Annotated in this window: 10 protein-coding genes; 1 reads left to right on the forward strand and 9 read right to left on the reverse strand. The window is 64.6% G+C overall.

Annotated elements, in window-relative coordinates; translation table 11 throughout:
- Window positions 1-49: 49 nt before the first annotated feature.
- From JHL16_RS26625 to ccmI, 9 genes are all read right to left on the reverse strand, one after another.
- The gene (locus JHL16_RS26625; RefSeq protein ID WP_200187923.1) at window positions 50-2926 is read right to left on the reverse strand and encodes a bifunctional [glutamine synthetase] adenylyltransferase/[glutamine synthetase]-adenylyl-L-tyrosine phosphorylase; all 2877 of its coding nucleotides are present in this window, start codon (window positions 2924-2926) and stop codon (window positions 50-52) included.
- A gap of 261 nt (window positions 2927-3187) precedes the next feature.
- Window positions 3188-3979, reverse strand: a complete 792-nt coding sequence (locus JHL16_RS26630; RefSeq protein WP_200187924.1) for a class I SAM-dependent methyltransferase — start codon at window positions 3977-3979, stop codon at window positions 3188-3190.
- A gap of 63 nt (window positions 3980-4042) precedes the next feature.
- On the reverse strand, window positions 4043-5461 hold the full coding sequence (locus JHL16_RS26635) for a sensor histidine kinase (RefSeq protein WP_200187925.1): 1419 nt from the start codon (window positions 5459-5461) through the stop codon (window positions 4043-4045).
- A gap of 34 nt (window positions 5462-5495) precedes the next feature.
- Window positions 5496-6170, reverse strand: a complete 675-nt coding sequence (locus JHL16_RS26640; RefSeq protein WP_200189555.1) for a response regulator transcription factor — start codon at window positions 6168-6170, stop codon at window positions 5496-5498.
- A gap of 216 nt (window positions 6171-6386) precedes the next feature.
- The gene (locus JHL16_RS26645; protein ID WP_200187926.1) at window positions 6387-7883 is read right to left on the reverse strand and encodes a Do family serine endopeptidase; all 1497 of its coding nucleotides are present in this window, start codon (window positions 7881-7883) and stop codon (window positions 6387-6389) included.
- A gap of 144 nt (window positions 7884-8027) precedes the next feature.
- Window positions 8028-8486, reverse strand: a complete 459-nt coding sequence (locus JHL16_RS26650) for a cytochrome c-type biogenesis protein (RefSeq protein WP_200187927.1) — start codon at window positions 8484-8486, stop codon at window positions 8028-8030.
- A gap of 3 nt (window positions 8487-8489) precedes the next feature.
- Window positions 8490-10469, reverse strand: coding sequence for a heme lyase CcmF/NrfE family subunit (locus JHL16_RS26655; protein WP_200187928.1), 1980 nt, complete (start codon window positions 10467-10469; stop codon window positions 8490-8492).
- Window positions 10466-10927, reverse strand: coding sequence for a cytochrome c maturation protein CcmE (gene ccmE / locus JHL16_RS26660; RefSeq protein WP_200187929.1), 462 nt, complete (start codon window positions 10925-10927; stop codon window positions 10466-10468). Before ccmE ends, JHL16_RS26655 begins: the two co-directional genes overlap by 4 nt.
- A 14-nt stretch (window positions 10928-10941) precedes the next feature.
- On the reverse strand, window positions 10942-12042 hold the full coding sequence (gene ccmI / locus JHL16_RS26665; protein WP_200187930.1) for a c-type cytochrome biogenesis protein CcmI: 1101 nt from the start codon (window positions 12040-12042) through the stop codon (window positions 10942-10944).
- Window positions 12043-12197: 155 nt separating this feature from the next.
- Here ccmI and JHL16_RS26670 point away from each other — a divergent pair, with 155 nt between their 5' ends.
- On the forward strand, window positions 12198-13451 hold the full coding sequence (locus JHL16_RS26670) for a sarcosine oxidase subunit beta family protein (RefSeq protein ID WP_200187931.1): 1254 nt from the start codon (window positions 12198-12200) through the stop codon (window positions 13449-13451).
- The last annotated feature ends 23 nt before the right edge of the window (window positions 13452-13474 follow it).

Here is a 13474-nt window from a genome sequence, read left to right on the forward strand (position 1 = left end):
AAAGACGGAACGCCCGCCGAACTTCCGTCGCGAGATTCTTACAGGAATTTCACAAAGGCCCGACGAGGCGGGAAAACAGTTCCGCCACCTGGGCTTGCGTCTCGGTGATGAGCGCTTCGGCGGAGGCGATGTCGGGCATGGCCGAGGCCGACGCGACCAGCCGGTTGAGGCCCGCCGGCACCTGCTTCGGGTCATAGGGGCCGGTGACGCAGAGGCGCAACACCTGGGTCAGGCGCTGATAGACGAGACACGCCGCCTTGAGCCGGCTGCCTTCCGCCTCACTGAGATATCCCGCCTGCACGAGGCGCTCGAGCGCCCGCAAGGTGGTAACGGCGAGGACCTTCGGCGTCTCATGGGCATGGGTGATCTGGAGATACTGAGCGATGAATTCGATATCGACCAGGCCGCCCGGCGTCCGTTTGATGTCCCACAGGCCATCGGGCGGGTTCTCCTTGAGCATCATGCGGCGCATGTCGACCACATCGGCGAGGATCTTGGGCTTATCGCGCGGCCGCGACAGGGCTTCGGCGATCGCCCCCTTCAGCTCCTCGGCGAGGCCCGGATCGCCCGCCACGACGCGCGCCCGGGTCAAAGCGAGGCCTTCCCAGGTCCAGGCCTGGTTGCGGTGATAGTCGGTGAAGCTCGCCAGGCTCGTGGCCACCGGCCCTTTGTTGCCGGAGGGCCGCAACCGCATGTCCACTTCATAGAGGACGCCCTCGGCGGTCGGCGCCGTGACGGCGGAAATGAAACGCTGGGTGAGCCTCGCGAAATATTGCCCGGCGGCGAGCGGCCTGGCGCCGTCCGAGGTCTCCGCGTCCTTGTCGTGGTCGAAGATCAAGATGAGATCGAGATCCGAGCCCGCCGTCATCTCGCGCCCGCCGAGCTTGCCCATGGCGATGATGGCGCTGCGCCCGCCGGGCACCCTTCCATGGCGCTCGATCATGTCGGCGGTCACTGCGTCGTGGAGGCGGCCAAGTACCACATCAGCCAGATCGGAGAAGGCGCCGCCCGCTTCCGCCGCACTCACGGTTTCCGAGAGGATGCGCACGCCGATGCGGAAGGCCTGTTCCTTGGCGACGACGCGCACCCGGTCGATGGCTTCGTCGATCGGCGTTCCGGGCGGTGTCGCCGCCGCGACAAGATTCGCGATCTCGGACGCCCGGGGCAGCGCGCCGAAGAAGCCCGGATCGAGCACGGCGTCGAGCACCTTGGGGCGATGGCTCAGCTCCTGGGCCAGACGCGGGGCGGTACCGAGAATGGTGCCGATGAGATCGAGCAGGCCCGGATTGGATTTGAGCAGCGAGAAAAGCTGGACGCCCGCCGGCAGGCCGGCGAGGAAGCGGTCGAAAGCGATGAAGGCCTGGTCGGCATCGCCGCTCTTGGCGAGCGAGGTGAGGAGCGCCGGCATGATCTCGGTCAGGAGCTCGCGGGCCCTGGCGCTGCGCGTCGCCGAATAGCGGCCGAAATGCCAGCTCCGGATCATCGCGGCGATCTCGCTCGCCCGCCTGAAGCCCATGCCGGTCAAGGTTTCGAGCGTCTCGGGATCGTCCTCACCGCCGGTGAAGACGAGGCTGCCGCCTTCGGTGCCAAGATCCTCGGCATCCTTGAACAGCGCCGCATAATGGCCCTGCACCAATTCGAATGTGGCGCGCAGTTTCGCCTCGAAGGCCGCGGCATCGGCGTAGCCGGAAAAACGCGCCAGGCGGGCGAAGGCCTCTTCGTCCTCGGGCAGCGTATGGGTCTGCTCGTCCGCCACCATCTGGATGCGATGCTCGATGGTGCGCAGATAGCGATAGGCGTCGCTCAGCTCACGCGCCGCCTCGGGTGCGATCCACTTCGCCTCGGCGAGCTGGCCCAGCATGTCGATGGTCCGCCTGCCGCGCAGCTTCGGATTGCGCCCGCCGGCGATGAGCTGCTGCGTCTGCACGAAGAATTCGATCTCGCGGATGCCGCCGCGGCCGAGCTTGATATTGTGGCCGAGCACCGCGATCGTGCCATGGCCTTTGACCGCATGGATCTGGCGCTTGAGCGACTGCACGTCGGCGATCGCCGCGAAATCGAGATATTTGCGCCAGATATAGGGAACGAGCCGGCTCAGGAACTCGGCGCCGAGCGCCAGATCGCCGGCGACGGGGCGCGCCTTGATCATCGCGGCGCGCTCCCAGTTCTGGCCCATATTCTCGTAATAGATCGCCGCCGCCTCGATCGAGATGGCGATCTGGGTCGCGCGCGGATCCGGCCTGAGTCTCAGATCGACGCGGAAGGCATAGCCGTCCTCGGTGACGTCCTGGAGCAGCACCACCAGTCTTTTTGTAACGCGAACGAAGAAGGTCGAGGGATCGACGCCCTCGGCAAGCCGCGCCGTCTGCGGGTCGTAGAGAACGATGAGATCGATATCGCTCGAATAATTGAGCTCATGGGCGCCGAACTTGCCCATGCCGAGAATGGTGTAGCTCGACTCTTCGCCCGACGCCGAGAGCAGCTTGCCGGCGCGGCGCTGATCGGAGAGGAGCCACTCGACCGCGGCGTTGAGCATCGCCTCGGCAAAACGGGTCAAGGCGTCGGTCACCTGGTCGAGCGACCAGACACCGCCCAGATCGGCAAGCGCAATGGTGAGTGCGGCGCGCCCCCTTGTCTTGCGCAACAGCCGACGCATCTCCGGCTCATCCGCGACCTCGGCGGCGAGCCCGTCGATGAGCTCGGCCAGCATGCTGTCCGGATCAGTCACCAGGATGCGGCCGGCAAAATCGCTGTCGCGCAGGACGAGATCGCGCAGGAAAGGCGAGCCGCCGAAAACCGCATCGATGAGCGGCCGCTTAGCCTCGAATACCGCCAGATCGGTTCCCGTCCCGCGCAGATCCGTCCAGGCGCGGTCGACAGTGTCATGGTCCAAAGGCGGGGGAAGAACGGCGAGGGCTTCGGTCATGAAGCCCTTCTAGCGCAGAGCACTCACATGTGCAGCTATTTGCGCATTGCCCTCGCCCCTCGAAGAGGGAGAGGGAGGGACCCAACGCGTTAGCGTTGGGAGGGTGAGGGGCCTCCCTGTTACCTCTTGCCGCAAGTGAAGACAGCATTTGCGACAGATTCGTTTTTCATTGCACCAAGAGACCGGGCGCCCCTCACCTTCCCATTGCTACGCAATGGGCCCCTCCCTCTCCCCGCTCCCGCGGGGCGAGGTGAGAAAGTCTCATCGAATCGGTTTCCGCACCCGGAAATGCAGGAAGATCGGGGTGACACGGGTGTCGGCCACGGTCGGGTAGGCGGCGGCCGTTTCGGCATCGGCCGAGGGCTCGCCCAGTTCCTCGATGATAAGGCCGGCGCCGCGGATGAAGCTCACCCACTGGCTCAAGGTGCGGTGGAAACGCGGCACCGAAAAGGCCTCGACCTTGTCGCGCTCCTCCTTGGGGGCGGAAGAGAACCACCAGCGCTCGACCTCGCCGTCGATGGCGTCGAAATAGCCGGCCACCTCGACGGCGCGCACCGTCCCGTCGGGCTCGCGCAAGGTCTTGCGGTAAGGCGGCACGAAGCAGGGATGCAGGATGGAGAACTGCAGGAAACCGCCGGGACGCAGCACGCGCGCGATCTCGCTCAGCACCCTGCCCTGGTCCGGCATGTCCATCAGCGCCATGAAGGAGGTGGCGAAATCGAAACTCGCATCGGCGAAGGGAATGTCCATGCCGTCGCCGAACTGGAAGGTGATGCCGAGCGGATCCTTGGCCTCGACTTCCTGCGCATGGCGGATGAAGGTCGGCGCGATGTCGATCGCCTGCATCCTGGCGCCGCGCCTGGCGAGCTCACGCGTATTGGAGCCCTCGCCGCAGGCGACATCGAGGCCGGCGAGGCCATCGATGTCCGGCAGCATCGCCAGAAAAGCCGGCGTGTTCAGGGCATCGCGATAGACGTCGTAGCCGGCGCGGGCATGACGGGTCCAGGTTTCGGCATTGGTTTCCCAATGTTTCGCAACGTCGCTGCGCTCCATCTTCACCTCCTCCATTTTCGCGGGGAGGCGCTATGTAAAGAGTTTCAAGGAGAAGTAAAGACGTCAGGCGGCTTGCAATCGCGGCAGAACCAGCTTGACCTTGAGGCCAGGCCCGTTGTCCTCGAGCAGCACCTGTCCGTCATGCAGCTTCATGACGCCGGCGACGAGGCTCAAGCCCAGCCCGTTGCCGGGCCTGGAACGGCTTTCATCCAGTCTGACGAAGCGCTCCAGCACATGCTGGCGGTCCTCGGGCGCGACACCACGGCCGCGATCGCTGACGGTGATCACCGCATCATCGCCCTCGATGCCGCCGGTGACGCGAATTTCCGGAAAGCCGCTCGCCGGCGACTCGCCATATTTGAGCGCATTGTCGACGAGATTGCTGATCGCCTGGGCGAGCAGCTGGCGGTTGGCGCGGACATTGAGCTCGCCTGAAATATCGGTCTTGAGACTGCCGCCCTGATCCTCGGCGAAAGGCTCGTAGAGCTCCGCCACCTCGTTGAGGATGACGGCGGCATCGACCGGCTGCAGGCCCTCGCGCGACTGACCCGATTCCGCCTTGGCGATCGACAGCAGCGCGGTGAAGGTCTGCAGCAGGCGATCGGATTCATCGATCGTCTGCTCGAGCGCCGCCTTGAAGTCGCCCTCCACACCCGAGCGCAAGGCCGATTCGGCGCGCGCCTTGATGCGGGTCAAAGGCGTGCGCAGATCATGCGCCACGTTGCTCGACACTTCCTGCATGCCGCGCATCAAGCGCTCGATCTGGTCGAGCATCTGGTTGAGCGAGGAGGCCAGGCGGTCGAGTTCGTCGCCGGTGCCCTGCACCGGCATGCGGCCGGAAAGATCGCCCCGCATGATCGAGCGGCTGGCGTCGGTGATGGCGTCGACGCGGCGCAGGAAGTTGCGGCTGGTGAGAAGACCGCCGCCGATGCCGAGCGCCAGCGCGATCAGCGTGCCGGTGATCAGCGTGTTGCGGATGATGGTCGCGAATTGCCGCATGTCCTCGATATCGCGGCCGACCACCAGGACGTTCTCGCCGGGAAGCTCGGTGTAATAGGCGCGCGCGCGATGCGGCTCGGTGCCGGTGCTGGTCTTCACATTGAAGGGAAATTCGGTCCAGCCCGAATCCTCGATGGCGATTTCGTCCGGGACCGAGACGAGGTTGCCGGCCATACGCACGCCTTCCGGCGTGGTCAGCAGATAGATCGAGCCCGATTCGTCGCTCGAGCGTCGGCGTACCGTGTCGAGCACGCCGTCGAGGCCGCGGATACGGTACTGGTCAGCGAGGCCCTGCACCTCGGCGCGGATCGTCTCATCGGTCTGGCGTTCGAGAAGACCGGCCGTGTTCCAGTAGATGTAAGCGAGGATCGCGCCCACCGACAGGATGAAGACGATCAGATAGACCGCCGAAAGCCGGAAGGTCGACGTATGGAATAGCTTCCAATAGCTCGAATGGTTGGAAGACTGGTGCGGCGGGCTCATGGGATCATGATAGCGCGCAAGGGGTTCCCCCGCACTATGCCAATCGGATCATGTAACCCGCACCTCGCACCGTCTGCAGAATCGGCTCGTCGAAGCCCTTGTCGATCTTGGCGCGCAGGCGCGACACATGGACGTCGATGACATTGGTCTGCGGATCGAAATGATAATCCCAGACATTCTCCAGCAGCATGGTGCGCGTCACCACATGGCCGGCATTGCGCATGAGATATTCGAGCAGCTTGAACTCGCGCGGCTGCAGGATGATCGGCCGGCCGGACCGCACCACCGTGCGGGTCAGGAGATCCATTTCGAGATCGACGGCCTTGAGCTTGGTCTGCTGCGGCTCCTGGTGGCGGCGGCGCGACAGGCCCTCGATGCGGGCGAGCAGCTCGGAAAAGGCGTATGGCTTGGCGAGATAATCGTCGCCGCCGGCTCGGAGGCCCTTGACCCGTTCGTCGACATCGCCGAGCGCGCTCAGGATGAGGACCGGCGCCGTCACGCCTTCGGCGCGCAAGGTCTGGATGATGGAGAGACCGTCGAGCTTGGGCAGCATGCGGTCGACGATCAGAACGTCGTGGACCCGCTCGCGCGCCAAGGCCAAGCCCTCCTCGCCGTCAGCGGCGTGGTCGGCGACATGACCGCTCTCGGCCAGCCCTTTCAGGAGCCAGGTGGCGGCTTCTCGATCATCCTCGATCACCAGGATGCGCATGGTTTCCAGATCATTGCCGGGTGTGGTTGGCTTGGAGTTGCTGTTGGTCATCAGTTGCATGACTTTATCCTCAGGAAAAGCCCCTCTCTGCTTTCATTTCCTTGGTCTTGGGGAGCGGAGACAGGGGTTAACCCTGTCTCCGCCACCTGGAATGTCACACGGGAGCGGGGGGAGAGAGTGTGACACTCAAGCATCGCACGAGACGCTAACTCGTCTTCAGCCCTTGCCGGCGCCCGGCAGAGCGACGAAACGCTGATTGTCACCCGACCGGATCAGCATCACGACCTGCTTGCTCGAGCTCTTCGCTGCGGCCTGGAGTGCGGCCTTGACGTCGGAGGGCTCATGGACTTCCTTGCCGGCCACTTCGAGGATCACGTCGCCGGCGCGGATGCCGCGGTCTTCCGCCGCACTGCCCGGCTTCACGTCGATCACCTTGACTCCGGCGCCATCCTCGGCGGGCGCCAGGCGCACGCCGAGCTCGGCCAGGCCACGCTCGGGAGAGGCGGTTTCGGCGCTGGCCAATTCCTGTTTCTCGCCAGGCATCTTGCCGAGCTCGACCGGAACGACCATGCTCTTGCCGTTGCGCACGATGGTCACATCGACCGACTTGCCGGGCGAATAGCGGGCCACCTTCTTGGCGAGGTCACGCGGATCGCTGATCTCGTCGGCGCCGACCTTGATGATCGTATCGCCGGTCTTGATGCCGGCCGCGAGAGCGGGCGACTTGTCCGTCACATCGGCGACGAGAGCGCCCTTCTTGTCCGTGAGGTTCAAGCCTTCGGCGATGTCGTCGGTCACCGGCTGGATCTGCACGCCGAGCCAGCCGCGGGTCACCTTGCCATTGTCCTTGAGGCTGGCGATCACGTCCTGGGCAGTGGCCGCCGGGATGGCGAAGCCGATGCCGACGCTGCCGCCCGAGGGCGAATAGATGGCGGTGTTGATGCCGACCACGTCGCCGTCGAGATTGAAGGCCGGGCCACCGGAATTGCCCTTGTTGATCGACGCGTCGATCTGCAGGAAGTCGTCATAGGGGCCGGAGCCGATATCGCGGCCGCGGGCCGAGATGATGCCGCTGGTCACGGTGCCGCCAAGCCCGAAGGGATTGCCGACCGCCATCACCCAGTCGCCGACGCGCGGGTCCTTCTGGGAGAACTTCACGAAGGTGAAATCCTTGCCGCCCTCGATCTTGATCAGAGCGAGATCGGTCTTGGGATCGGTGCCGATCACCTTGGCGTCATACTGCTGGCCGTCGCTGAACTTCACCGACACCTTCGTCGCGTTGCCGACGACATGGTTGTTGGTGACGGCGTAGCCATCGGCCGAGATCACGAAGCCCGACCCCTGCGCGATGCCGCCACGCGGCTGGCGCGGCGCCTGCGGGAACTGATCGCGGAACTGCGGGAACTGGTTGAAGAAGTCGCGGAACGGGCTGTCCTGCGGCAGGTTCGGCGGCGCCGCGCCCGGCCCATCCTGGCCCTCATCGCTGCTGTCATCGACGACATTGGCGAGATTGACCTCGACGCTGACCACCGCCGGCATCACCTTGGCGGCGAGATCGGCGAAGCCCATCTGCGGCGCCACCTGCTGGGCGGTTTCGGCCAGCACGGGCTTCGACGGGGCGATCATGAAGTTGGCGGAAAGCGCCGTCGCGGCCAGAAGGCCGAAAGCCATCGCGCCGATCACGCGATTGCGCACCTTGGTGCTCGTATTCATAGGAAGTCTCCTGTGTCCCAAACGGATCATGTGAGACTAAACCTAGGTATCACCGGCTTACGGCGACCTTTCTGCAATGTGAATCTTCTGTAATACGAGGCAGTTACTGCCCAAACGCCGCTTCACTTTGATGTGAGTGGTATTTTATGGCCGGCGATCCATGAGACGGTCGAGCTCGGCCTGCTCCTGCGGATCGAGCGCGCTTTCGGCATCAATGAGCTTGTTGCGCCGACGCATGAAGAGGAAAGCACCAGCGGCCGCGAGCAGCGCGAAGGGGCCGATCCACAACAACCAGGTCGCGGCATTGAAGCGGGGACGCAACAACACATAGTCGCCATAACGCGCCACGATGAAATCGACCGCCTGGGCATCGCTGTCGCCGGCCTTCAACCTGTCACGCAACAGGAGGCGCAGATCGCGGGCGAGCGGCGCGTTCGAATCATCGATCGACTGGTTCTGGCAGACGAGACAGCGCAATCCCGTCGACAGATCGCGGGCGCGCGCCTCGAGCACCGGATCGGAAAGGATCTCATCGGGCTGAACCGCCTGTGCCGGAATGATCCACAACGAGAGCAGCAGGACTATCGCGCCGAGCCGTTTCATCGCTCACTCCGCCGGCACGGCGTGCAGCTTGCGCGCCGTTTTGGGTGCGCCCACCCGGAAGCGCCGGTCGGTCAGCGACACGAAGCCGCCCAGGAACATGATGAAGGTGCCGATCCAGATCAGCGAGATCAGCGGATTGAAATAGATCCGCACGGCGCGGGCGCCGTCATTCATGCGATCGCCCATCACGGCATAGAGATCGCCCGACCAGGCCTGCAGCAGGCCGACTTCGGTCGTCTCCTGATTGCCCGGCCGGAAGCGGCGTTTTTCCGAAGCGAGCACCGTCACTTCGCGATTGCCGCTCATGACACGGAAACGCCCGGCATCGCCGGTGTAATTGGGCCCGGTCATCGGCGCCTCGCCGATATAAGTGACCTCATAACCACCGACGGTGAGCTTGTCGCCGGGCTTCATCGCGACGATATGCTCCTCGCGCCAGGTCGTGACCGCGAAGATGCCGATGATCGCAAGTCCTACGCCCGCATGGGCGAGCGTCATGCCGAGCGCCGAGCGCGGCAGGCCCTTGAGCCGCGACCAGGACATGGCCCAGGGCGTGCGGAACAAGGCGATACGCTCGGAAAGCTCGACCAGCGCGCCGAGCACCAGCCAGAGGCCAAGACCGACACCGAAGGGCGTCAGCCAGGGTCCGCGATGCAGCACCACCAGAAGCAGGATCACCACCGCGAGCGTGCCGAGCGCCGCGGCCCACAGGCGCTGGATCACCGGCCAGGCCTGCGCGCGTTTCCAGGTGAGGAGCGGTCCCACCGGCACGAGCAGCAGCAGCGGCAGCATGATGAGGCCGAAGGTGAGATTGAAATATGGCGGACCGACCGAGATCTTCTCACCGGTCAGCGTTTCGAGCGCCAGAGGATAAAGCGTGCCGATGAAGACCGAGGCGCAGGCGGTGCATAGCAGCAGGTTGTTCACCACCAGCCCGCCTTCGCGGCTCATCGGCGTGAACAGGCCTCCCGCTTTCAGGACCGGCGCCCGCCAGGCGAACAACGCCAGCGCGCCGCCGATGAAGACGCAGAGAATGAGAAGGATGAAGACGCCACGCGCCGGATCGACGGCGAAGGCATGCACCGAGGTGAGCACGCCCGAGCGCACCAGGAAGGCGCCGACCAGCGACAGCGAGAAGGCCAGAATGGCGAGCAGGATGGTCCAGATCTTGAGCGCGTTGCGCTTCTCGACGACGACCGCCGAATGGAGCAGCGCCGCGGCGACGAGCCAGGGCATGAAGGACGCGTTCTCGACCGGGTCCCAGAACCAGAAGCCGCCCCAGCCCAATTCGTAATAGGCCCACCAGGAGCCCATGGCGATGCCGATGGTGAGGAACATCCAGGCGGCGAGCGTCCACGGCCTGACCCAGCGCGCCCAGGCGGCGTCGACCTTGCCGTCGATGAGCGCGGCGATGGCAAAGGAGAAGGACACCGACAGGCCGACATAACCGGCATAGAGGAAGGGCGGATGGAAGGCGAGCGCCGGATCCTGCAGCAACGGATTGAGGCCGTTGCCTTCGATCGGCACCGGATCGAGGCGCAGGAACGGATTTGAGGTGAACAGGATGAAGAGCAGGAAAGCGACGCCGATCGAGCCCTGAACCGCCAGCACGCGCGATTTGAGCTCGAGCGGCAGGTTGCCGCCGAAGAGCGCGACGCCGGCACCGAACAGCGCCAGGATCAGTACCCAGAGGACCATCGAGCCTTCGTGATTGCCCCAGACGCCCGAGATCTTATAGAGCAGCGGTTTCGCCGAATGCGAATTCTCCCACACATTGGCGAGCGAGAAATCCGACGTCACATAGGCGTGCATCAGCGCGAAGAAGGCGATGACGATGAGCGAGAACTGCGCCAGAGCGGCGGGAGCCGCGACATTCATCAAGGCGCGGTCGCCGCGATGCGCCCCATAGAGCGGCACGAAACATTGCGCCAGCGCCGTGACGAGCGCGAGGATCAACGCGAAATGGCCGGTTTCGGCAATCATGAGCCTGCTCCCTTGCCCTCCTTCCACACGCCCTTTTCCTTCAGGCGGTCGGCGACGTCCTTCGGCATATAGGTCTCGTCATGTTTGGCGAGCACCGTGTCGGCGACGAAGTTGCCCGACGCGTCGAGCTTGCCCTCGGTGACGACGCCCTGGCCCTCGCGGAAGAGATCGGGCAGCTGGCCTTTATATTCCACCGTGATGGTCTTGATCGTATCGGTGACGGCGAATCGCACCGTCATGCCCTCGCCTTTCACGACACTGCCCGCCTCGACCAGTCCGCCCAACCGGAAACGCTGGCCCGGCACGACATTCTTCTCGGCGATCTCGCTCGGCGTATAGAAGAAGACGATGGTGTCCCTGAGCGCATAGAGGACGAGACCGGCGGCGATGCCCAGAATCGCCAGACCGGCCAGGATCACCACGGCGCGTTTCTGTTTCCGGGAACTACGCGAAGTCATCGTCGTCATTGCCATTATTCGATACCCAGCTGCTTTGCCGACTGCGCCAGAGTGGCCATCGCCTGTTCGTCGGCCTTGAACTGCTCTTTCGCGGAAGAATACGCCGCGCGCGCCTTGTCCATTTCACCTAATACGGCGCGCGCCCGGATCAGGCGCTGCCAGCCCTCGAGATCGGCAGGCGCCGATTTAAGCCGCTCCTCAAGGCCGTCAACCATGCCGCGGATCATATTTTCGCGATCTTGCGATGTCATGTTCTGGGTCGCCGCGACCTGCTCGTTGGAGAGCTGCGGGGCTCCCGGCGCCGGCGCCAAGGTGGCGATCTGCGCTTCGAGCACCTGCTTCCAGCTGTCCTGCGGCCCGGTTTCGGCGAGGAGCGCCCGCCAGAGCGCCAGGGCCTCGTCGGGCTTGCCGTCCTGTTTCAAAGCGAGACCGGCATAAAAGCGGGCCTTGGGGGATTTGACATCGAGCTTCAGGGCTTCCGCGAAAGCCGCCGCCGCCTCCTTAGGCACGAGGCCGGCATTGGCGAAAACCAGCATCTCGCCGTAATCGGCATAGGTTTCGGCCGTCGGGCCCTTGAGGCGGATGACATTGAGATAGGCCTTGGCGGCGTCCTCGTAGCGCTCGCTCGCCCGGTAGATCGGGGCCAGGACCTCCCAGCCGCGCAGATCATCGGGCTTTTCGGCGAGATGGGCCTCGGCCTTGGCCATCAGCGCCTGGACGTCATTATTGGCGAGTGCCGTTTCGAGCCGCGCCTGCAGCGGCATATCGGGCCGGCCGGGGGCGCCGATCGTCATATAAAGAGCCAGAGCCGCCACCGGCACGACGGCCGCCACGAGCAAAACCGGCCATTTGCCGGCACCTGCGGCCTGCATCGCAGGCGTCCGGCGGTCGACGCCGAGGAGCCGGCGGGCGATCTCATTGCGGGCGGCATCGGCCTCGGCCGGCCCGATCAGGCCCCTGGCCTTGTCCCGGTCGAGTTCGGCCAGCTGGTCGCGGAAGACGGCCTCGTCATACTCAGCGCGCGCCGGCCCCCCGGCACGTCCTTTCAGGACGGGCCAGCACAAGGCGACCACGACGGCTGCCGCAAGTACCGCAAAAACCAGGAAATTCAGCATGCTCTCAAGAGGTTCCGGGGGCTCGGCCCAATGTAATGCGCCCGCATCTCAAAAGGGTCCGTCGCATTGTCGCATGGCATCAATGGGGCGTCGGAAACCGGTGGAGGCTCCACCCCCCATTTGATAAAGAGCGGGCTTGTCCAGCTGAGGCTCACATGAAGTCCCGCTATTCGATCTTCTCGCTCGCGCGCAACGCGATGAACTATCATAAGGACTGGGAGCGCGCCTGGCGCAGTCCCACGCCCAAATCCGAATATGACGCGGTGATCGTCGGCGCCGGCGGTCATGGCCTCGCCACCGCCTATTACCTCGCCAAGACCCACAAGCTCACCAATATCGCGGTGGTCGAGAAGGGCTGGCTCGGCGGCGGCAATACCGGGCGCAACACGACCATCATCCGGTCCAACTATCTGCAGGATCCCTCGATCGCCATCTACGAGCTCGCCCGCTCGCTTTACGAGGATCTGTCGCGCGATCTCAATTTCAACGTGATGTTCTCGCCGCGCGGCGTCATGATGCTGTGCCAGACCGAGCACGAATTCCGCGCCTTCAAGCGCACCGCCCATGCCAACCGGCTGGCCGGGCTCGATTGCCGGATGATCACGCCGGAAGAAGTGAAGAAGATCGCGCCGATCATCAATGACGATCCGAACTGCCGCTATCCGATCCTCGGCGCCTATTACCAGCCGCGCGGCGGCACCGGACGCCATGACGCGGTGGCCTGGGGTTATGCCCGTGGCGCCGACAGCCTGGGCGTCGACATCATCCAGAATTGCGAAGTGCTCTCCATCCGCCGGGATGGCGGCAAGGTCGCCGGTCTCGAAACCTCGAAGGGCTTCATCAAGACCAAGAAGATCGGCGTCGTCACCGCTGGCAATATCTCGACCGTGGTGCAGACGGCAGGCCTCAGGCTGCCGATCGAAAGCCTGTGCCTGCAGGCGCTCGTCTCCGAGCCGATCAAGCCGGTGCTCGACTGCGTCGTCATGGCCAACACCGTGCATGGCTATCTGAGCCAGTCCGACAAGGGCGAGCTGGTGGTGGGCGGGGGCACGGACCCTTACAACAACTATTCGCAGCGCGGCTCCTTCCCCGCCCTCGAGCATACAGTGACGGCGCTGGTCGAGACCTTCCCGATCATTTCGCGCCTGCGCATGCTGCGCATGTGGGGTGGTATCGTCGACATGACCGGCGACCGCTCGCCGATCATCGGCAAGACCGACATCGACGGCCTCTATGTCAATTGCGGCTGGGGCACCGGCGGCTTCAAGTCGATCCCCGGCTCAGGCTATGTCTTCGCCGACACGATCTTCAACGACCGGCCGCATCCGATCGCCGAGCCTTTCGGGCTCAACCGTTTCATCGAAGGCCGCCTGATCGACGAAAGCGTCGCCGCGGCGGTGGCGCATTGAAATGAAGAACGTATTCAGGAGCT

Source organism: Taklimakanibacter albus, assembly GCF_016595235.1.
Lineage (GTDB): Bacteria > Pseudomonadota > Alphaproteobacteria > Rhizobiales > Aestuariivirgaceae > Taklimakanibacter > Taklimakanibacter albus.